At 34.2% G+C, this 21,268-nt stretch carries 24 protein-coding genes; 6 read left to right on the top strand and 18 right to left on the bottom strand.

The window, feature by feature from the left end:
* Positions 1-190: 190 nt before the first annotated feature.
* Genes HYG86_RS12710 through HYG86_RS12690 form a run of 5 tightly spaced genes read right to left on the bottom strand, consistent with a single transcriptional unit; the run spans position 191 to position 3,645 of the window.
* The gene (locus HYG86_RS12710; RefSeq protein WP_213165951.1) at positions 191-601 is read right to left on the bottom strand and encodes a hypothetical protein; all 411 of its coding nucleotides are present in this window, start codon (positions 599-601) and stop codon (positions 191-193) included.
* A gap of 12 nt (positions 602-613) precedes the next feature.
* Positions 614-1,336, bottom strand: a complete 723-nt coding sequence (locus tag HYG86_RS12705; RefSeq protein WP_213165949.1) for a SagB/ThcOx family dehydrogenase — start codon at positions 1,334-1,336, stop codon at positions 614-616.
* Positions 1,337-1,353: 17 nt separating this feature from the next.
* A complete protein-coding gene (locus HYG86_RS12700) occupies positions 1,354-2,139 on the bottom strand; it encodes a DUF368 domain-containing protein (RefSeq protein ID WP_213165948.1) in 786 nt (261 codons plus the stop codon).
* On the bottom strand, positions 2,136-2,843 hold the full coding sequence (locus tag HYG86_RS12695) for a DUF2161 domain-containing phosphodiesterase (protein ID WP_213165947.1): 708 nt from the start codon (positions 2,841-2,843) through the stop codon (positions 2,136-2,138). The genes HYG86_RS12700 and HYG86_RS12695 overlap by 4 nt, the downstream gene beginning before the upstream one ends.
* Before the next feature lies 1 nt (position 2,844).
* Positions 2,845-3,645 (bottom strand): histidinol-phosphatase HisJ family protein, encoded by an 801-nt coding sequence (locus tag HYG86_RS12690; RefSeq protein WP_213165946.1) that lies wholly within the window; start codon positions 3,643-3,645, stop codon positions 2,845-2,847.
* A 219-nt stretch (positions 3,646-3,864) separates the two neighbouring features.
* On the opposite strand from HYG86_RS12690, the gene HYG86_RS12685 reads away from it, so the two are divergent.
* The gene (locus tag HYG86_RS12685; RefSeq protein WP_213169124.1) at positions 3,865-5,244 is read left to right on the top strand and encodes an ISNCY family transposase; all 1,380 of its coding nucleotides are present in this window, start codon (positions 3,865-3,867) and stop codon (positions 5,242-5,244) included.
* 313 nt (positions 5,245-5,557) lie between these two features.
* Here the strand turns inward: HYG86_RS12685 and HYG86_RS12680 are convergent, their stop codons facing one another.
* From HYG86_RS12680 to HYG86_RS12655, 6 genes are all read right to left on the bottom strand, one after another.
* The gene (locus tag HYG86_RS12680; protein WP_213165944.1) at positions 5,558-6,598 is read right to left on the bottom strand and encodes an ABC transporter permease; all 1,041 of its coding nucleotides are present in this window, start codon (positions 6,596-6,598) and stop codon (positions 5,558-5,560) included.
* Positions 6,591-7,367, bottom strand: a complete 777-nt coding sequence (locus HYG86_RS12675) for an ABC transporter permease (protein WP_213165943.1) — start codon at positions 7,365-7,367, stop codon at positions 6,591-6,593. Before HYG86_RS12675 ends, HYG86_RS12680 begins: the two co-directional genes overlap by 8 nt.
* 13 nt (positions 7,368-7,380) lie before the next feature.
* A complete protein-coding gene (locus HYG86_RS12670) occupies positions 7,381-8,316 on the bottom strand; it encodes an ABC transporter ATP-binding protein (RefSeq protein ID WP_213165941.1) in 936 nt (311 codons plus the stop codon).
* A gap of 226 nt (positions 8,317-8,542) precedes the next feature.
* Positions 8,543-9,019 (bottom strand): transposase, encoded by a 477-nt coding sequence (locus HYG86_RS12665; protein ID WP_213165940.1) that lies wholly within the window; start codon positions 9,017-9,019, stop codon positions 8,543-8,545.
* A gap of 110 nt (positions 9,020-9,129) precedes the next feature.
* On the bottom strand, positions 9,130-9,765 hold the full coding sequence (locus HYG86_RS12660; protein ID WP_246451778.1) for a response regulator: 636 nt from the start codon (positions 9,763-9,765) through the stop codon (positions 9,130-9,132).
* Positions 9,766-10,896, bottom strand: a complete 1,131-nt coding sequence (locus HYG86_RS12655; protein ID WP_213165939.1) for a sensor histidine kinase — start codon at positions 10,894-10,896, stop codon at positions 9,766-9,768.
* 179 nt (positions 10,897-11,075) lie between these two features.
* On the opposite strand from HYG86_RS12655, the gene HYG86_RS12650 reads away from it, so the two are divergent.
* A complete protein-coding gene (locus HYG86_RS12650; protein ID WP_213165938.1) occupies positions 11,076-11,279 on the top strand; it encodes a hypothetical protein in 204 nt (67 codons plus the stop codon).
* A 356-nt stretch (positions 11,280-11,635) separates the two neighbouring features.
* On the opposite strand, the gene HYG86_RS12645 is transcribed toward HYG86_RS12650, so the two are convergent.
* From HYG86_RS12645 to HYG86_RS12620, 6 genes are all read right to left on the bottom strand, one after another.
* Positions 11,636-12,586 carry a radical SAM protein gene (locus HYG86_RS12645; protein ID WP_213165937.1) on the bottom strand — a complete coding sequence of 317 codons (951 nt, stop codon included), beginning with the start codon at positions 12,584-12,586 and terminating at the stop codon, positions 11,636-11,638.
* A 25-nt stretch (positions 12,587-12,611) separates the two neighbouring features.
* The gene (locus tag HYG86_RS12640; protein WP_213165936.1) at positions 12,612-14,267 is read right to left on the bottom strand and encodes an ABC transporter ATP-binding protein; all 1,656 of its coding nucleotides are present in this window, start codon (positions 14,265-14,267) and stop codon (positions 12,612-12,614) included.
* A complete protein-coding gene (locus tag HYG86_RS12635) occupies positions 14,264-15,148 on the bottom strand; it encodes a radical SAM protein (RefSeq protein ID WP_213165935.1) in 885 nt (294 codons plus the stop codon). The genes HYG86_RS12640 and HYG86_RS12635 overlap by 4 nt, the downstream gene beginning before the upstream one ends.
* The gene (locus HYG86_RS12630; RefSeq protein ID WP_213165934.1) at positions 15,145-15,372 is read right to left on the bottom strand and encodes a S24/S26 family peptidase; all 228 of its coding nucleotides are present in this window, start codon (positions 15,370-15,372) and stop codon (positions 15,145-15,147) included. The genes HYG86_RS12635 and HYG86_RS12630 overlap by 4 nt, the downstream gene beginning before the upstream one ends.
* A 110-nt stretch (positions 15,373-15,482) precedes the next feature.
* A complete protein-coding gene (locus HYG86_RS12625; RefSeq protein ID WP_213165933.1) occupies positions 15,483-16,310 on the bottom strand; it encodes a hypothetical protein in 828 nt (275 codons plus the stop codon).
* A complete protein-coding gene (locus HYG86_RS12620; protein ID WP_213165932.1) occupies positions 16,297-16,602 on the bottom strand; it encodes a PqqD family protein in 306 nt (101 codons plus the stop codon). The genes HYG86_RS12625 and HYG86_RS12620 overlap by 14 nt, the downstream gene beginning before the upstream one ends.
* Before the next feature lie 522 nt (positions 16,603-17,124).
* On the opposite strand from HYG86_RS12620, the gene HYG86_RS12615 reads away from it, so the two are divergent.
* From HYG86_RS12615 to istB, 4 genes are all read left to right on the top strand, one after another.
* Positions 17,125-18,081 (top strand): helix-turn-helix domain-containing protein, encoded by a 957-nt coding sequence (locus HYG86_RS12615; RefSeq protein ID WP_213165930.1) that lies wholly within the window; start codon positions 17,125-17,127, stop codon positions 18,079-18,081.
* Between the two features lie 155 nt (positions 18,082-18,236).
* Positions 18,237-18,518: a hypothetical protein gene (locus HYG86_RS12610; protein WP_213165929.1), complete on the top strand. Its 282-nt coding sequence runs from the start codon at positions 18,237-18,239 to the stop codon at positions 18,516-18,518.
* Between the two features lie 70 nt (positions 18,519-18,588).
* Positions 18,589-20,169, top strand: a complete 1,581-nt coding sequence (gene istA / locus HYG86_RS12605) for an IS21 family transposase (RefSeq protein ID WP_213165711.1) — start codon at positions 18,589-18,591, stop codon at positions 20,167-20,169.
* Entirely contained in the window at positions 20,166-20,927 is a 762-nt protein-coding gene (istB, locus tag HYG86_RS12600; protein WP_281391275.1) for an IS21-like element helper ATPase IstB, read from the top strand. Before istA ends, istB begins: the two co-directional genes overlap by 4 nt.
* Positions 20,928-20,975: 48 nt before the next feature.
* Here istB and HYG86_RS18300 read toward each other — a convergent pair whose 3' ends face one another.
* Positions 20,976-21,098 (bottom strand): hypothetical protein, encoded by a 123-nt coding sequence (locus HYG86_RS18300; RefSeq protein ID WP_281391277.1) that lies wholly within the window; start codon positions 21,096-21,098, stop codon positions 20,976-20,978.
* Between the last annotated feature and the right edge of the window lie 170 nt (positions 21,099-21,268).

The raw sequence follows: 21,268 nt of genomic DNA, 5'->3' as shown, positions 1-21,268 counted from the left end.
TCCAACAATTAACATCTATAATGCTAAACGTAAGTTCAAGCGAGCCTAACGCGGATTTCGTTGGTTTTGGGTCTTTATTTGTTGTCTACATTTTAGAGGGATAGAACTTTTTTAGTTAGCCATCAACTTACTCAAAAAGGAAAAATAAAAAGGAGACAAATGAAACGTTACGTTCCCTTGTCTCCTGCACCTATCGTGTTGCGAAAAATACCACTATTCCTATTATAACTGCACTTACAAAAAACACTATCCCCAGTGTTACTAACACTACCTTAGCTTCTCCTTTGGAGTATGTGGTTCTATATGGGTCAATTTCTGCGTATTTGTCATTTTCTCTGGCGGAGATTGGTCTTTTGAATCTTACTCTAGTTTCATCGAATTTCTCCACTAGCTGCCAACCATTTTTTGCTTCTTCTTCACAAAGCTCTTTGAATTTATCCCCTTTAAAGCCTAAACCACTTCTGACGATTTTAAACTCCCAGCCTTCTGTTAAATCCTCCTTAGTGTAACTTGTCAATCTTTCTTCCTCCTCTCGCCTTTGAGCTTCCGCAGCAGCGGCGGCTGCCGCCGCTGCCCCTGCTCCTGCAGCTGCAGCTGACATGGTATCTCCCCCTTATTTTTTCCCCACTGTTCCTACATATATTGCAAATTCATTTTCTCCGTCTAATGCAAGTAAATCATTTAAAGTATCGTCGTCGTATGCTGCAATAGCACATACACCACTATCTATTGCTTCTGCTGCTAAATATAGATTTTGGCACACATGCCCTGCATCTAGGTGCACATAGCGGTATGCTCTCTGGCCGTATCTATAACTAGCTCTATAAATATCCACTGTCCAAATAAAAGTGACTGCAGCTGTTGCTACAAAGGGTTGCCCTAAACATGCAGCAACTGTTTTTTCTGCAATGTTCTCTTCTAGATTATATGTCACCAATGTGTGTGAAAGGGCGTTATACCTATATATTCCTTGTTTAAGTCCTTCCACGTTATTGATAAGTAGGAAAGTATGGAATGGATGCCTAGCGCCAGCAGATGGCACTGTTCTCATGGTTACCTTTTCGTTCTTAGATTTTATACCTTGGGTAGACCATAGTAAGTATGACAGTTCCTCTAAAGTTAAAGGTTTATCAGCATATTTTCTCAGACTCTTCCGTTGGACTATGATTTCATCTAGTAAAGCATTGGTCTTTAATGTTTCCTTTGGGAGCTTAATAACTTCGCCATCTAAGTACTCCACTTCTAATGGTGGTTGAGTCATACCCTTTTGTTGATCAGACTCTTCCAAGTTCCTGTACATGGTCAACTCCATAAATTCTTTACCGATTTCTTTCATGTCATTTCCTCCTTAATTTAACTTGCTAGCTTACGAAGTATTTCTCTTACTTTCTCATTTGATAATACCATTATCAGTGACCCACCTAAGGCAAAGGCTATTAGCTCAAATATACCAATACTTTGAGGCACTACAGCCCTTGCAGAGCCTATAATAAGTCCAGTTAATGTCATCATAGTTACGGCTCTGTAGTTATTAAGTAGGTATGAAAGAATCCAAGAAAAAGAAAACAAACCTAGCACTGCTCCTGAACCGTACATTATAAGTACAATTATATTAAAATGCTGCACTGCTTCAAGAACACCACCATATAACCCAAGCATAATTAATAAGGTGGCTCCACTTACACCTGGTAAAATCATTGCAATACTGCTTATAAATCCCGCAAAAAATAGTTGTAGGTTAGTTACTGTACCCCTAGCCACATCATCTTTTGATGCATTCCACAGTATAACTGCAACAATTATGCCCACAGCTATGGCAACAAGCCCCTTATAATTGTAACGCCCAGCTTCTTTTACGGTGACCTTTACTGAAAAAAGTACTAACCCTAGTAGAAAAGCTATGGTAGGGCTCTCATATGTCTCAAGAAAATAAGTGATAAATCCTGAACCAGCCCACACCCCTATAACTCCACCTAGAAAAATAGGTATCAAAAACCATAGGTTTACCTTCTTTATGGCATGAATCAATCTATCGTAGATGCCTAAAACAAGGGCGATGGTTCCACCGCTTACCCCTGGTAATGTTAAAGATATACCTATGGGTATCCCCCTAAGTATTAAACTAATAGTCTTTTTCATTTCTCCACCTCTTGCTTAATGCTGCCCTTTTTCAAATACTCCATGGCATGATCATACGCTACTAAGCCTTCTATGCCCTTATCAGTTATGTCATATACACCTGTTTTGACCCTTTTATACCAGTTATATACATTGCTTCCAAGGATTTGTCCCGCTTTTTCTATACCTGTTTCCGCTTTTATATCCTTTAGTTGTGTTGGACCTCGCTCTTTGAGAAATAAAGAAATGATAAGTGCATTTTCTTTATAGGCTGTTAGTATAGGGGTTTTTGTACTACCACCAAGGTTAAAATCTGTAATCCTACCATTGAACTCTTTACTTACATTTGCTTGCTTTTTCTTGTTAATTTGTGGTGTGTATTTCCCTGGTTCAACTGCCACTTCCACAAAAGTTTCGGTGTCCTTAAAAGCCACAATAATCAATCCTAGACTTAGCATTCTACAGAGCTTTACTATTTTCCTCCATCTATTACCCTTTATGCTTTTCGGTCTAGGTATAGCCAAGTAAACATAGTCTGTTATGCTTTTTCGTTCTACACCCTGTAGTACCAAATCCAATGTAAAACCTTTCTTTAGCTCAATGACAACGAGATCATCATCTATACTTGCCACAATGTCGCAGCCTTTTATTTCTGACTTGACTGTATATCCTTTTCCCTCTAGAAAAGCCTTAATAGGTAAGTATAAGTCTGTTTCTTTAAACATGTTAAATTTTTACAAACTGTGGTTTCATTTTATCAAATGTGGTTATATACCTAAAGCCAGTTTCCTTTAACATATGGTATACGTAATCAAAATGGTCTGCTAGATAGCCAGTACCATGGGAGTCGGAGCCTGTAGTAATTATTTCTCCACCTAGTTCTTTGTAAAGTAGTAAAAAATCTTTAGTGGGTAAAGTGTGGCCTAGGTTATATTTAAAGCCAGATGCATTGATTTCTATACCTTTTCCGTCTTCGATAACTCTTTTAAAGGTGGCTTCTATGATATCGAAGTTTTCCTTCATAATTTTATCTGCATCATGTTTTACATGCCTCTTAAGTAAGTCGTAGTGTCCTAGAACACTGTAATACGGGTTGTTTTCAATGGAATTGTATAACTCCTCAAAATACATTGCATAGGCCTGTTTTGGAGTTTTTCCTTCAAAAAAGTGACCGTGGTAAATATCTAGCTTATCTGCAGTATGCATAGAACAAATGGCAAAATCAAAATCGTTCTTTGCAACAAAGTCCATACACTTTTGTTTAATATGTGGCTGAAGACCTATTTCCACACCTTTTTTTATACTGATTTGACCTGAATATATTCCCTTTAATCTGTTGATTTCTTTGGTGTATTCCACTGGATCAAATATCTCTTCAGGAATTCCTTCAAGGGTCATGTCATAGTCTATATGGTCAGTAAAGCATATTTCCTTTATCCCTAGCTCTATAGCTTTTTTAACTATAATTTCCATATCTACACTGCAATCCTCAGAGAAACTACTATGAATATGATAATCGTAATACATAAGTACACTTCAACTCCTTCTATACACTGATATACTAATTTTATTGTATATCAATGAAAAGGTCAAAGGAAAAAAACCTTAAAGGTCCTCTTCTATGATTCATATATGATAATGTCTAGTTATACCACAAAAGATTATGTCCTAAAAGTGATTCATATATTATAATACCCTCATGACTATAAAAATGAGGTGGACAAGATGAGAAAGGTGATATTAACTATGGATGAGAATCAGAAATATGAAATAATTAAAAAGTTGGTAGAAACTAATGGCAACAAGAAAACTGCAGCCCTTAAAATCGGGTGTACACCTAGGCATATCAGTAGGCTAATCAAAGGGTATAAAGAAAAAGGTAAAGCTTTTTTCATTCATGGAAACCGTGGTAGGCAACCTTCAATAACCTTATCTGAAGATACCAAGAAGTTAATCTTAGACTTATACCGCACTAAGTATTATGATTGTAATCTAACCCATTTTTCAGAGCTTCTTAATGAGATGGAAGACATCAAAGTATCTGTCGGTACCATTACTTCTATTCTTAGGAAAGAGTTCATCCTTTCGCCAATGGCAACACGATCTTCTAGGAAAGCATTGAAGAAAGAACTAAAGGATCTTCAAGCTAAAACTAAATCTATGAAGAAGGCAGCTGTCATTCAAAGCTCCATTTTAGATATAGAGGACTCTCATCCTAGGCGTCCTAGGTGTGCTTACTTTGGAGAAATGCTCCAAATGGACGCTTCCATGCATGAGTGGTTTGGTGGCATAAAAACACACCTTCATGTAGCAATCGATGATGCCACAGGGCAAATGTTAGGCGCTTACTTTGATGAGCAGGAAACGTTAAAAGGCTACTACAATGTTCTTAATCAGGTCCTAACTAACTATGGAATCCCTTATCAGTTTTTTACAGATAATCGCACTGTATTTGAGTATAAAAGAAAATACGAAAAGAAAAAAGAAGCTTCAGTTGAAAAAGATACATTTACTCAGTTCGGATATGCATGTAAGCAGTTAGGAATCGACATTCAGACATCTAGCGTTCCACAAGCAAAAGGGCGGGTTGAAAGAGTATTTGGCACTCTTCAATCCCGCCTAGTCGTAGAGCTACGCTTGAGAGGTGTCTCCTCAATTGAGGAGGCAAACAAATTCCTTTACTCCTACATAAAAAAATTCAACAAGCGATTCGCTTTACCTATTGATAGTATCAAATCTGTGTTCGAAACGCAACCAGATAATGATAAAATCAATCTAACACTGGCGGTAATTTCTTCTAGAAAAATTGATAATGGGAGTTGTATTAAATATCATAATGAGTATTATCTGCCTGTTAATGCTTATGGAGTTGCAGTGCATTACCGTAAGGGTACTACAGCTATGGTCATTAAAGCCTTTGATGGGGACATTTACTGCTGTATTGGTGAACAGGTTTATTTGCTTGAGTTGCTACCACATCATAAACCCTCTTCAAAAGCATTTGATCTAGCAACTCTTCCTGAGAAACCTAAGAAAAAATATATTCCTCCAATGAGTCACCCATGGAAACAGGCATCATTTGAAAGATATTTAAAAAAGCAATTACATAGGAACAACATAGCTTAGCAAGAATCTTAGAAATCACTAGGTTTATTAAAGTTACGCAAAAACAAGGTGCATTCTAGGCACTGCCTTTTTGTTTTACGGCGAGTACAAAGTCCTACCATCATACTGTTCATTTTGAATGTCAGCCGAAGCTGAAGCATCGGCTACAACTGTCTTTTGTGAAAGCCATGAACAACAACAGATTGTCGCAGTATTAAAAGTTAATAGCATAACTATTCTGAAAAGTGTTTTTAGAATTTAGCACCAGAAATCTGGTGCTTATGTTAAGACTTTTTTAGGACATTTTCAAAAATGGTTGACAAGGAAAAAAACCTTAAAGGTCCTCTTCCTGAGGCTTTAAGGTTTTTATTCCAAAACTGAATAGTGCTATGGCGAATAGTGCTAGTATAATCAGGTTCGTTCTTATATCGTAGAGGCTCCCCCCTAGGTATAGTACGTCATATGATTCCATTACCCATTTTTGTGGAAGAAAATTAGCTATCTTTTGTAAGGTTGTGTTCATATATTCTAAGGGAAAGAAGCTTCCCCCTAGCATACAGCTAGCAGTTGCTACTATTATTGTTACAGCAAAATACTTCTCATTATCACTTATAAAACCCATTAAACCAACTGCTAATCCTATAACTGTGATCATGTACACAAATAGTATAATAAATAGGTTTATTAGTGATATCCCCCAGTCAAATCCTAGAACATAGGTGCTAAAGACTATGAATATCAGTAGTTGAATTACTCCTAGCAGGATATTTGCCAACAGGTTTCCTAGCACCATTGAATAGCTACTTATAGGTGCTGAATAGCTGCGCATGAATGTCTTTTCTTTCTTATCCTCAAGGATAACTCCCACTCCATAACCAATATACATGATGATAAACATGGTCATGATACCTACACCAACACGGGTCAACTCAGCAACATGGTCGGTATTAACAGGAGTTTGATTTCCACCTGTGTGTATAGCTTCTAGCATACCATTCAAAAAACCTGTTAGTTCTGTTGCCTCTGTTGTATTATTCATTGCCACCAGTTCTGCAGAAGGCTTTAGTCCATTTTCCATTGAACTTAATAAACCATTTGGAAATATTATTCCGTAATCCACTTCTCCATTTTTTACAAAATTATTGATTCTATTTCCTGGCACTTCAATAAATTCATATGAGTCGCTTAGTTGGAAGTACTCTAGCATTTCCTTATTTTCTAGTCCTGCTACCCCAACAGTTATGGAACTTACGTTAGATACCATAGCCAGTGCTATAAAGGCACTAAGGATTGGGAATATAATCAGGAAAATATATGTCTGTATTTCACGAAACAGCCTTGAGATTATATTTTTTGCTATCCAGATACTAACCATTTAAATCCCTTCTTTCATAGATAATGGTGGCAGCTATGATAGATAAGACCGCTAATGATAATAAGACTAAGGCATTTGTAGCTAGTACTCCTATATTTTGCTCTCTAATTATCCCTAGAAAACCATCAACTGCATATTTGTTAAAAGTGAGATACCTTAATCTTGGAAGGGATCCTTCTCCTGTAAAACCACCACTTAAAAATGTCATTAAAATAACTATCATACTCATGGCACCTTCAGCAACTTTAGGGGAGGTAAAAAATGATGCTATGAAGTATAATATTGAAGCAGCTGCAAAGGCTACTAAAATGGTAAATGGTATTAAAAGAGCCATTGAGCTACCCCAAGATATATCAAATACCAAGTAACTGCCTAGCATGATAAATGATGATACCATAAGAACTACTAGAGTGTTCCCTATTAAGTTCCCCACTACCACTTTCCATTTCCTAATAGGTGAAGCCAGTATCCTTAGATACGTGTTCTCCTGCCTTTCAGTCATCATGGTAGCACTTAATACAACAGAGGTTATAAATACAAATTGGATTAGCACTGAAACCATGGGGAAGTCAAGGGCTGTTCCCATCTGTTCACCTAGTAAAGTAAGTTTAACAAACCCTTCCACTACCCCCGTTGATGGTTCACTACCAAGCATATTGCTCATCATATAAGTTTGGAACAATGGGATCCCAACAAACATGGGTATTAATACAATGTTTTTGAAAAAAAGTTTTATATTTTTTCTAGCTATTATAAATAACTCATACATCTGGAGTCCCTCCTTAATCCCTCAACACTTTACCGGTAAGCTCTAGGAATAGACTTTCTAAATCCGGCTCTTTTACACCGATATTACGCACTGCAAGATTCCATTTCCCTAAGACAAATAATATATCTTGTAGGTGATCATGGGAGTTTTGAGTGTGTACCTCGAGTTTATTTTCTTTATGGGCTACTCCCACCACCCCAGGAATTTCTTTAATTTCTGGAATAACATCTTCATTAAGCTTTTTTAGTTCAATTAATATCTTTTTTTCTGTACCTATTTGCTCTTTTAGTTGTTCTTTGGTTCCACATGCAATTAGTTTTCCATGATCGATGATACCTACCCTCGAGCAAACAGCTTCAACCTCTTCCATATAGTGACTGGTATAAATTATGGTTGCACCTCTTCTGTTTAGTTCTCTCACTGAATCTAAGATGTGGTTTCTAGATTGTGGGTCGATACCTACCGTTGGTTCATCCATTATTATTATTTGTGGTTGGTGAACTATGGCACAGGCTATGTTTAACCTTCTTTTCATACCACCTGAAAACTTACTAGCCACTTCCTTTTGGCGGTCCTTAAGACCTGTAAACTCCAGTGCTTGATCTATTTTCTCATCTAACTCTTTACCCCTTAGTCCGTATAAACCACCAAAAAACTGAACATTTTCCCTAGCAGATAAGCTTTCAAACACAGCTAGTTCCTGTGGTACTAACCCTAACAGCCTCTTGGCCTCTAAGTTTTGTTTCTCCACATTGTACTTGTCAACGAAAACTTCCCCAGCGTTTGGTTTCAGTAAACCCATGATCATTTTAATAGTGGTACTTTTACCTGCACCATTAGGACCTAAAAGACCAAATATTTCTCCTTGATTAACTTTCAAGTTTACATTATCCACTGCTATATTATTTCCATATCTTTTGACAAGATTGTTTAAGGTTATAATACTCATTTAAATACCCCCTCTTTCTTTTCTAATTCTATTATATCTAGATTAACACCAAAAAAAATCACCCAGAGTAACGACCCCAAGTGACTTAAGTCATTATATGCACTGGTAGGGGGTGGTCTTGTACCACCCTGACCTACAAAACATGCCCTAGCAGACCTCATCCTGTCAGGCCCCCACAAGGGGACCCCCTACAATATCATAAACAACACAAACCCTTTAGGAACTGTTAGTAATATTCGTCTGAATCCCATCTTGTCGGGTTTTCTTCTATATAATTTCTATGTACAAATAAATCCTTATTATTCCTAATAACGTGTTCATAGTAATTCCTTTGCCATAACTTTTTATCTACAGGCTTCCACCCTAAGTCTTTTACCCTTTTAAAGTATTCAACTGTTGTTACTGATTTAAACTTACCAATCAAGGAGTGTAGAGGCACTGAATCACCTTCTAGTATTAAAATAACATGAATGTGGTTAGGCATTATTACGTATTCGTCTAATATAACCCCATTATATTTATTTCCCATTTCCTTCAATTTTTCGTCAATCATCTTCCCACAAGGTGTTAGATTTACTTCTCCATTGGAAACATTACTAAAAATCTTGGTTTTATTATTTGTGCATATTGTTACAAAATAACCTCCCGCCAAAGAATAATCATAGTCTTTGATTCTAATTTTCTTCCTGTGAGGTGTACTCATTTTTCCCCCTCCTGAATACTTAATGGATATCAAACATACCCTAGCCGACCTCATCCTGTCAGGGCCCCACAAGGGGACCCCCTACAATACTTAGGGCATTAAGGGGCGGCTTACTGGCCTCCTTTTAGGTAAAATATTGCTATTTGGGTTCTGTCCCTTAGGTCCAATTTGTTTAATATTTGAGTGATTTTATTTTTCACTGTTCCTTCACTTAAGAACAATTTATCCGCAATCTCCTTATTAGTAATCCCTTGGGATATGAGCTTGATTATATCTCTTTCACTACTTGATAGGTCATAACTATCTAAAAAACTGTCACTATCACCCTTTAGCATTTTTACTAACCGTGGCGAGACATCTCCCTGTATTAAGACACTGCCGGAATTAACAACTTTAATGGATTCCATTATTTTATCCGGGTTGGTATTTTTTAAAAGATACCCCTTAGCTCCATATTTCAAACCATTTAGTAAGTATTCATCATCGTCAAAGGTTGTAAGAATGATTATTTTCATCTTGGGGTAAAGCTCCATTATCCGTCGTGTTGCTTCCACACCGTCACAGATAGGCATCCTTATATCCATCATTATAACATCTACAACTAATCCCTTTTGCAGCTCTTTAAAAGCTATGTCTCCATTTTGGCATGTACTAACTACCTTGATAACTGGATCTGTCTGCAATATCATGGCAAGGCTGTTTCTAACTAAATCATCATCATCAACTAGCATAACTTTAATATCCACCTATGACACATCTCCTTCCACTGGGATAATACCCTTTACTTCAAATCCTTTGGTTTTAGCTACTATGAAAAGCTCACCACCAACTAACTCTATACGCTCCTTCATTCCCTTTAAGCCCATTCCAAAACTAACTTCCTCACAGCCCTTTCCGTCATTGTTAACTGAGAATATTACCTTGTCATGAAAATAGTTTATTTCTATGTCAATACTAGTACACATTCCATGTCTTATGGCATTTGTCATAGCCTCTTGGATATTTTTATATATGGCAAGTTCTACACTGGGGTACAGCTTTCGTACAATTCCCTTTATATCAAGATTGACCTTCACTGATGTGGATTCTTCAAGGTCCTGTACAAGCTTTCTGATAGAGTTTATGCCTGTGATTTTTGTGCTGCCACCGATCTTTTTTACAGTTTTACGAAGTATATCCACACTAGCTGATAGATTATCCCTAACTGACTCAAGCATTTTCCTTGTATCCGATTCTATTTTTTGTACCCTAATTACTGCCTCTAATTGTAATAGAGTAGCTGTTAATTTGTGTCCGATTGTATCGTGTATCTCCCTAGAAATTCTATTGCGTTCCTCCAGCTGAGCTACACTTTCGATGTTGCGATTGTATTTCTCAAGTCTTTCTTTGGTCTCCTCCAATTGATAGCTATAGCTTCTATTCTCATCATAATGTTTTTCTAAGTCTTTTATTGTACTCCCCATTTTTTTCATAGTCTGTATAAGTAAAATAAAAACAGTAAGTAACAACACATTCATAAGAACAATCTCAGGTTCTCTGTCCTTTATTACCCAATATAATACACCTGTAGATACAATAGTTGTAGCTATTTTTTCTTCATTTAACATACATAGGCCGTCGAAAAGGGGTATATACAAAAGTAAGTATGTCATGCCAAAAAATCTTCCATGTAAAAAATATGCCAACCCCAGATCAATAAACACAGACAACAGTATGAACTTACCGTTTAAAAAATGTGTTCGAATCTGCCCATTTGCCAGCATTATTAGAAAATAAATCACATAGTTTTTGAGATTCAATCCCTGCATACCCACCCAAATGCTCACTAGCAGTAATATAAACGGTGGTATCCAGCGCAATTTCTTATTTTTTTTCATATATGTCACCCTCATAGGTATTTTCTTTTAAATTTCTCTACACATAGGCAAAAGTCCTTTTTTTACCACACTACTATTTTATCATTCACAAAATGAAATTAAGACATATTAAGCGAATAAATAACTTCCTGCACTAAAAAACTATAAATGAAATTTTTAAAAAAAGGAGGTCCTTCTTCATGCCTTGGAAAAAAGGGAAGATAAAGTTTAATGATGGTTCTGAGTACCCTGCAGAGTTATTGGTAGAAGATGATGGCGAAGTATGGAATGTTAAAGTCTACAAGGAAAATAACGTGATCGAGGAAATGGACGCAAAAAGATTCGCTCATCAACTAAAAAAAGATGTAAATGATGTTTATCCGTTTGACTATGAACTGGAGTAAGAGAATGCAATGACGCTATGCTATGGTGAGTTAAGTTATGATTATTATTGGTTGGATTTAATGTTTCTTGTTTTTTATCATGTATCTATTTACAAGCCACCAAACCCTTTCAGTGAAGTATCCACCTGTAAAACAAGATTATAACATTATAAAATGCTAAAAACGTTCTTTTCTAAGAAAAGAGCGTTTTTAGCATTAAATGGCTACCCCTAGTTTGGACTTGGTGAATCTTTCCAATGTGTACAATTCCCCAATACTGTAGTTGATTGAGTATCAAATACTATTTCTTCGCAAATTGGTTTTTTATAATCTTCTTTCATCCTACTCACCCCCTTTCTTCTTTAGTCCCAATTAAGTTAGTGATTAAAATCATTCAAAGTGTCAATAGGATCAATCGATGTATGGTAATATATATAACCAGCAGGACAATTGTTTTGAGTTGGGTAAATTAATTTTCCTACGCATTTCTTATGATTAAATCTTTCATACCATACATCCCATGCTTCCTTAAAATTGCCTTTAGTTAGGTCATATTTATTTGCCCAGAAAACAATACAATAATGCATTTCTCCATAAGGATTTATATAAAACTCCTTTTTCCCCCAGTTGCATCCACTAATTGTGTATGGTCTTTGTTCTAGTTCAACTACTTTCCTGTATAATTCTTTATAAATAGGAGACACTGTTAACATCTTATAGACTTCTCTTGAAGTACACCTATACTTGGCATTTCTTTTCCCATCTTGACGCCACCATATTTTGGGGTCGTATGAAAACTTACAATTAACTTCTTTCCCAAATCGCTCAATTAAGTATAATTCCTGAAAGTTATCTCTTGTAACAGGAGTTCTGACTAGCACATCCTCACAAATATTGCGAAGATCAATAATATTATTTTTCACTACTTCAACATCAACTGAAGACCTAGTTACTATTCTATAGGTTTTTTGATAATAACCGTATAATGATGCTAGAATTTTTGAAGGCGGAAATTCTTCAAACAAATCCAACATATCCTTAGTAAGTAGCGAAGCATTTGTTTCTATACTAACACGAACTCCTGCTTTAATAATATATTCGTATATAGAGCTAAAATCCCGTCTTAACAACGGTTCTCCTCCGGAAATATTTATATAAATACAGCCTTTGTCAACAACTTGATCAATTAAACTAAAAATCTGTTCAGTGGATAGCTCTTCTTTCTCATCCTTGAAGTTATAACAAAAACCACATTTATTATTACAATCTCTTGTGATCTCAAAATGGCCTATTTCCGGAATTCTATTATTTGATTTCGTAAAAGACATTTTATACCCCCTTATTCTAAACACTTTATAATTCAATTACTCTATCAGCAATTTCATATGCTAAAGCACTCTCACTGTGCGTTACTATAAACACGGTGCTTTTCCCTTTTAATTCTTTGATTTTTTTAAGTATAATACTCTCATTATCAATATCTAAGCCTGCAGTTGGTTCATCAAATAAAAATATCTCTGCCTCTTTTATATAGGCTCTTGCAAAGTCAATTCTTTTTTTTTCTCCACCGGAGATGTTACTTCCACCTTCAAAAACAGTAAAGTCTAAAGGTTTTTTAATACTTAGTTGATCTATAAATTTTCCGATGGTTTCTTTACTTCTAAACAATTGGTTACTTCTGCTAATGCTAGGATACTCAATGTTACTATATATACTTTCATTAGTTAAAAAAATATTTTGACTAGAGTAGGTAATAATTGATCTTAGTTTTTTTGTATCAAATGAATTTATGTCTAATCCAAAAATTTTTATTTTATTATCCTCCACAGGATAGAATTTTAACATCATCTTCAAAAAAGTTGATTTTCCCGCCCCACTCTTTCCTTTAACCAAAATAATATCACCTTTTGAACACTTAAACGACAAATCAGAAAATACTTCCTTATCATCTATACTTAAATTAATATTTGTAAAAATAATCTCATTTGTTGGAGTATTAGTATGATAGAAATCCAGCTTTTTTTCTTTTCTTTCCTCGGTTAGAGATAATACTTCTAGAATTCTTTTTGAAGAAACTAATCCTGCTTGAATTGATTGATAATACTTGGATGTATTTTGAATAGGATTATAAAACTTATTTGAGTAGTTTAGCATGACAGTAATAAATCCAATCTCTATCAATCCATTTTGAATCTGGTAAAAACAATAAAATAGTAAAAAGCTTGTTCCTATTAAACGTAATACCCCTTCAGTGGGAAAGTAAAACGAAAGTATTGCAGCACTTTTCTTCTTTTTTACCAATGATTCGCTTGTCAATTTTGAAAACTTATCCATCTCTAAATCTTCTGAACAATAAGCCTTTATGCTTTCAAGTCCATTATAGGTGGATTCAATTTTTGAAGTTATTTTACTATCAATTTTAGATATATCAGAAAAGATCTTCTTCTGGATTTTAGCCGTTACTATGCTGGCATAATAAATAAATGGAACTATCGAAGCCAGTATAAGTACTAATTTCCAGTCAGTAAAAAATAAAATTATTGAAATCCACATCAAGTCAAATATATCTGAGAACACCGTAAACAAGGCTTGGCTAAAAATAAAATCAAGTTTTTGTGTTTCGTTCATAGTAATATGTATTAATTCACCCTTACTCTTTTTATTAAATACTGAATACTCCAATGATAAAATTTTACTATAAATTTGTTTCCGTAGTGATATAATAACTCCATCAGAAATTATTGTAGAATAATAGCAAAATACATTTCTGAAAATAATTGAAGTGAGCAAGGTTAATACGTATATCATTAGATAAAATGTAGCTTGATTAAGATTTGGGAAAACATTTAATGGTTGAATAACATCAGAAGTAAGAGCAGAAATAGCGTACCCTAAGAAAAGTACTGGTACAGTAGCCAATAAAGATGAGAGTATACCCATAACAAAACATATAACTATTTTACTAAGTTGAACTTCTGATAGTTTAATAATCTTTATGATCTCTTTCATAATCCCTTGTTTTTCCTATAATATGCTATTTTGTTGACATAATTTATTGCATTTTCTTCTATATTTAACCACCCTGCACACATTTTTTCCTCTTTACAAAATTCTATTATTTGTCTTCTTGCTAGTTTAATTTGTTGCATATCCGTACAAGGTTTTGAAAGATGTAAATCATATTTAGTTTTTAAAATTGGGCAACCGCGTAACATCGCTGTAGAATCTATAAATATACTTTTTCCTGCGTCACAATAGTGAGGTGAGTCAGCAGTAGTAACAATGTTTGTATTAAGGTCTACTATTTCTTTAGGATGCAGTCTATAGTTTTCAACATTAAGGCTATTATCTAAATTAGGTATTACTTGATTAGATATGGAATATCTAAACTTATTAGTAGCGCAATATGCTTTAAAATACTCTACATCATTATAATTCTGCCTTAGCACAGTAAAGTTTAAGGTTAAGTCATTACATATATCATTTAAAACTCCTATATTTTCGAATACCTTATCAAATAAATTGGTTCCAGTAATCTCTTGATAAGTTGCTGATGTCATACCATATACTGATATATAAATGTGATATGGCATATACTGACGAAATAAATCCATTATCTCTTTATTTAAAATGGATCCATTAGTGTATATTCTTATAAGATACCCTCTTTTTACAAGGAAAGTATATATATCAATAAACTCCGGGTGTAACAGTGGCTCACCACCTGTGAAATCAACGATTACAAATTGATTACCTAATAGTTTTTCAACAAAACTAATAATATTTGTATTTAGATAGTTATTTTTTTTCTTTCCTAAGTAGCAATGAATACAGTAAAAATTACAAGAATCAGTAAGTTCAAAACCTAATACATTACTAACTAGACTCAAAGCTTCACCTCCCCTAGTATAAAGTCTTTCTTGATTGGTACATCTACTTTATTTCTATTATCACCTTTAAAATAGTATAGCCCCCCTTGTATCTTGATTAATCTATGGCAAACTAACCTCGGGAAACTCTCTAAATCATCATGATATGCGTAAATTTTGCCTATTTCATAACCTCTGGGTGCTACAATATTAACTGTAGAGTAGTTTAAAATAGTTGGATGCATGCTACTCCCCTTAAAATTAAGGGAAATAAACTCATGGTGATGAAGTAATATTTTTAATATCTCGAATTGGGTTTTAGTGCATGTATACTTATCCATTATAAAATCCTTAATTATTCTATACTTCGTATAAAGTCAAAAATTTTGATACAGTTTTTTTGTGGAGCAATATAAAAGTCATAATGTAGTATTCCTTTCGAATAATCTAATAATTTTTTTGAAATACCCTTATCTACCCCGAATAAAACAGTAGATTTAAGCACAAATGTAATTTTTTCAATAACACTTGATACTCGTTGAATTTTCTTTCTACTAGATTCATCCTCAAGCAAGAATACAATCATTTTTTTTATTTCTTTACATTTTGCTTCTTTCATATCTAGATTCACTTTATCCCAAAGTGGTGTAAAAGCACTTATAGAATTATTTTCAACATTTAAACCTAAGTGGTCATCTGAAAGAATGATAGGATTAATGAAATTTTCCTTAGCCTCTGCTACAATAGTACTTTTTCCACTTCCACTCTCACCTAAGAATAGAAATAAAGTCTCTTTTAATATAAATGAAGAACATCTGATTGTCATTACCTTGTTCATCAAAGAAATATAACTTAAATCATTGCCGAGTATATAATAGTCAATATAGGGAGTATATATAGTTACATCTGTGTCTCTTCCTACTGTTAATAAACTCCCAGGAGATAAGTCATAATTGCTTTTAAATTCAGTTCTTATACTATAATTACTTATACTGCCACATAAATTCCAAGTACTCAAACTTAATCCTTTTGGAGGCTTGTCCAAGCATCCTAGTTCTTTAGCTATCGTTATTCTGCCTGACGCCTTAACATCTGTTATATTTGAACCCTTATACATAAAATCATTAGGGAACTCAAATTGATAAACACTATGCGGAGCAATCCAATAATTAATCTGCTTCATTGTTTAGCTCAATAAGACTATATTCATTAAGTTTGTAAAGTAAATCATTCACGTCATTCAGTGCAGTTTCTTCATCTACCTTAAACTTTTCACTAAAATTATGAGCCAGTTTAGTTAGTTTAACCTCATTATCCTTTATTAAGTCCCAAATATAGACAGAGGTTTTATTTAGTTTATATATAGATGTTGTGTTACTAAAATTGCGTGAGATAGGAACCAAAATGTATTCACCCTCGATCTCTCTAAGTATTATATTTTCTTTTCCTTTGATAGACATTCTACCTAAATCCATTGTTTTCCCCCTCATCATAATATTTTTGACCTCTTGGGTCATGTCTATTGACTGAGTATCCCCCTTAATAACAACCTTTTTTCATAAAATATTCGGAAGATATATTAAAAAAATAATATCATAATTAAATTAATTTAAACCCCGATGTTAATCGGGGTTTCAGCTTGTAGACAAACTCAGACAATTCATTGACCCCAAGTGAGTATATTAGCAGTACAATTAATTTCGATGGGATAACTTAAGAGCTGATTAGCTAAACGAAAGATGGGGTGAGGAACACGAAGTCCGAGAGCTCCATTATTTAAGAATAGTAAACACATCACCAGTATTTCCTTTATTAAGCAGTACCTTGTTCAGCTATCACTATAATAATTAAAGACATACAAAATTTACTATTTAACATTTAAAAGCTAATTATTTGTTGACTTTGACTTATAATAGTTTTAAAATAATTTTAAGACTATTATAAAAATATAAAAAAATAAAAATAATTAATTTGATATAAAGTTAGGGGGGAGGAGCATGTTCATTAGTTATGACCTTGCATATTTTGGTAGGGAACTCAATAGATTAAGAAAAGATATGGGGTATAGTCAATCGTATGTTCAAAAAAAAGTGGGCGTGAATGTAGATACCATAAGGAAAATTGAAAATGGCGAAGTCAAGCCTAGATACGAAACTTTGGAATTACTTTCACTTGCTTATAAGTTTGATCTATTAGAGTTACTCAAAAGCTGTAGGTCCAATAAGCATTTAGTGGATTATCACGATGAACTTGACTACATTACAGCAAATTACCATAAAGATAAGCTTATTGAGTTAGAGAAAAGTATACATGATAATTTTTCATCAAAAACCGGAGTATCGTTAGTTAATATTCATGAATTGACGCAGTTTAAAGTATTCATTAGCTCTATTAGAAAATTTCACTCTAGTTTTTCTATTGAATGGGATGCTGCTGAGCTTGACTTAATAAGAAGTTTACGCCTAACTATTCCAAACTTTAACATAAAAAAATATAAGGATTATAAGTACAGTTACATAGAGATTAGAATTCTATTTCTCATAAGCTTATTGATAGCCGAAAACCATAGCAATTACGAAATTAGTATTGAAATACTAACATTTATTTTAGATTCCTTAATGAACGATGTTACTAATACGAAATATAAAGACTTTCTAATCATAAAAGTTTACTCGAATATAGCGTATAACTTTCACATGCTAGATGAGCATCAGAAAGTCATCGAAACTTCTAATGCAGGAATAAATTTCTGTATCAACAAACAGACACATCATTCCCTATACTCATTATTCTATAGAAAAGGGATAGCCCAGTTTAGTCTTGGATATAAGGGGTATATGGAATCTTTAAAAACAGCTATTTTTCTCCTAAAGTTAGAAGGTTTTAATGACCTTTATATGCAATATATTGAAATTACTAAGAAAAAATATGGAATTTTTATCCCAAAGGTTTAAATCCCGAATTATGTTAATTCTAGCTATTTTCCTACCTTCTAGTTAAAAAAAACGTTTTAAAGTAGGCTAACATAATAAATTGGATTTTACAACTATAAAACCAAATCAGCAACAGACATTACCTATATTCAATATCATTTTATTTATCATCACTTATGGATCTTCTTAATAATGAAATCATAGCTTATAAGCTTTATGACCATCAACAAACACCCTTAGTCATAGATACGCTAAAAACAGCTTTGACATCAGCAGAATATCCAGAAGGAGTAACCATCCACTCTGATCAAGGAAAGTTAAGCTACCAATCCCCTGAGGAAAGGCAGCCTAAGAAGGTGTTTTATTATTGTCTCAAATCATATGTCAGTCTAGTATTAAATGGTAATCAATTTCTATCACTTTCAATACCTGTTTATGGTAACCTAAAATTACCCTAGTGTAACAGTTGAAAATTCCCCTAGAGGAAATATATAATATCCCTATGACATCATAGGGGAGGACAGGGGAGTGATTACTTTAATGAATAAACAAGAAATTATTTTATCAAATTTAAGAGATGGGGTTTCTCAATGGGAAATCCATAGAAGGACAGGCATTGACCGTAAGACAATTAGAAAGTATATCAGAGAGTATGAGGCAAAGAAGGCAGAATTAGTAGGAAATGAAATAGAAGATACTACTCTAATCGAAGATTTAGTATCACCACCAAAGTATAAGGCAAGAAAGCCAGTGAAGAGAAAATTGACTGATGAAATTATTGGCGAGATCAATAACTACCTAAAAGAAAATGAAGAGAAACAAAATACAGGTAGAAGAAAGCAGCAAAAGAAGAAGATTGATATATTTGAGTGCCTATCCGAGAAAGGCTATGACATAAGCTATTCAACTGTCTGTAGCTATATTAGAAAGGTTGAAAAAGAAAGTAAGGAAGCCTACATTCGTCAAGAATACTCATATGGAGATAGTACTGAGTTTGATTGGGGTTATGTAAAGTTAATAATTGGAGGAAAGCCAAAGACTTTTCAGATGGGAGCATTTGCAAATGCCATGGGGAACCACCGGTATGCTCACCTTTATCACAATCAGAAAATGGAGAGTTTCCTTGACGTTCATGTGCGTTTTTTCAAAAAAATGAATGGTGTCCATCGGACAGTAGTATACGATAACATGAAAGTAGCAGTAAAAAGCTTTGCTGCTAAGAATGAAAAGGAACCAACTGATGACTTACTAAAACTATCTCTTTATTATGGATTTAGATATCGATTTTGCAATATAGCCAAAGGGAATGAAAAAGGTCGAGTTGAGCGAAGTGTTGAGTACATTAGAAGAAAGGCATTTAGTAAAAGGGACACCTTTGATAGCTTAGAAGAAGCTAATGAGTATTTAGAAAAAGAACTAGATAAACTTAACTCAAAGCCCACAAAAGCAAATGGCGGGAAAAGCCCTAGGGAGGTTTTAGAGGAAGAACAAAAGCACCTCCTTTCCCTAATGCCTGATTATGATACTGCAAGAACAGCAGAGTATAGAGTTAGTAAATACTCAACAATAAGCATTGATGAAAATAAATATTCTGTACCTGATCACTTGGTAGGAAAGTTCGTTTTCGTTAAGATATATCCTCACCAAATCCAGATTTATTATGACCAACAGAAAATTGCAGAACATAAAAGAAGTTATGGCAACTTTACTTGGACACTTAATATTGAGCACTACGTTAATACAATAAAAAAGAAGCCTGGGTCCCTTCATTCAAGCGCCGCCATACGCCAAATGGATACCAAGCTCCAAAAAATATATCATAACTATTATACCGAAAATCCTAGAGAATTCATAGAGCTTCTTGAAATTATTGGCGAAAAAGGTCTATATCCAACATTAAAAATCATAGAAAGACTTGAAAGAATCAGCATAACCAGTGTTAGCACAGAGAAGATAAAACTGCTGATTAACAGAGAAGAGGAACCACAAACAAAGATTATTGAAAGGACTACTGATATTATTGCAAACTCAAAGTTCATATTAAATCACTATGGAAAACTCTTAGGCAATAATCAAGCAGCCTTTCAAAAGGAGGCTACGATAATATGATGCAGAAAGAGACCATTAAAAGAATTAATGAACTTTGTAAAGAATTGAAGCTGCCAGGAACTAGCAAAGATTATCAAGAAAGGATAGATGAAGCCTACAGAGGAAGTTTATCTTATGAGGACTTTTTAATTGACCTTTTAGAAAAAGAATATGATTTGCGGAAAGAAAATGGTCGTAAAAACCGCATAAGAAACGCTAAATTCCCCTACAAAAAGTACCTAGAAGACCTTTCCATTAAAGACCTACCTGCTGATGCAGGGGAAAAAGTTAAAATCTTCTCCACCCTAAAATTCATAGAGACAGGTCAAAACATAATACTAGCTGGAAACCCAGGGACTGGTAAGAGTCACATGGCCATCGGACTAGGCATAAAAGCCTGTAATGCGGGCTACAAGGTTTTGTTTACAACAATACCTCTACTAGTTAATGAGCTTAAAGAATGCCGCTCACAGAAGACTCTTAGAAGCTTTGAGAACCGTTTTGAAAAATATGATTTGATCATAGCAGACGAGCTTGGATATATATCCTTTGATAAAGAAGCATCCGAACTACTTTTTACTTACTTATCTTTAAGAGCGGGGAGAAAGTCGACTATCATAACAACCAATCTTTCTTTTGATCGCTGGGAAGAGATTTTCAAAGATCCAGTTATGACTGCTGCAATGGTAGATCGCTTAACTCACAAGTCTTACATTGTAAATATGAACGGTAACTCCTATCGCTTAAAAGAAACTCAAGACTGGCTAAATCAGCAATAATTTTTTTGCTCCTCTAGGGGAAAATTAAATTACTATTTAGAGGAATTTTCAGTTGACAATTACAAATACCCGAGGAACATCTTTTTCACCTGCATGAGCATTTATCTTATACACAAAAATTAAACTTAGAAATATTGCTACAGCTAAACTCTTCTTTACTAATATCTTCATATTTTACCACACCCCTTTTTTTGCGCTTTTTATCTTGCACATATGATAACATACTTACAAAGCAAAAAATCCCGATTTTAGTCGGGATTTTTTGCTTTGTAAGTAAAATTTATTTCACGCGTCTGGAAATATTCGTAAATGATAACATAAATAAAATGGATGAATTTCGG

The sequence above is a fragment of the Alkalicella caledoniensis genome (assembly GCF_014467015.1).
Lineage (GTDB): Bacteria > Bacillota > Proteinivoracia > Proteinivoracales > Proteinivoracaceae > Alkalicella > Alkalicella caledoniensis.
The sequence above is the reverse complement of the archived record's forward strand: the minus strand, read 5'-3'. Positions and strand labels throughout refer to the sequence as shown.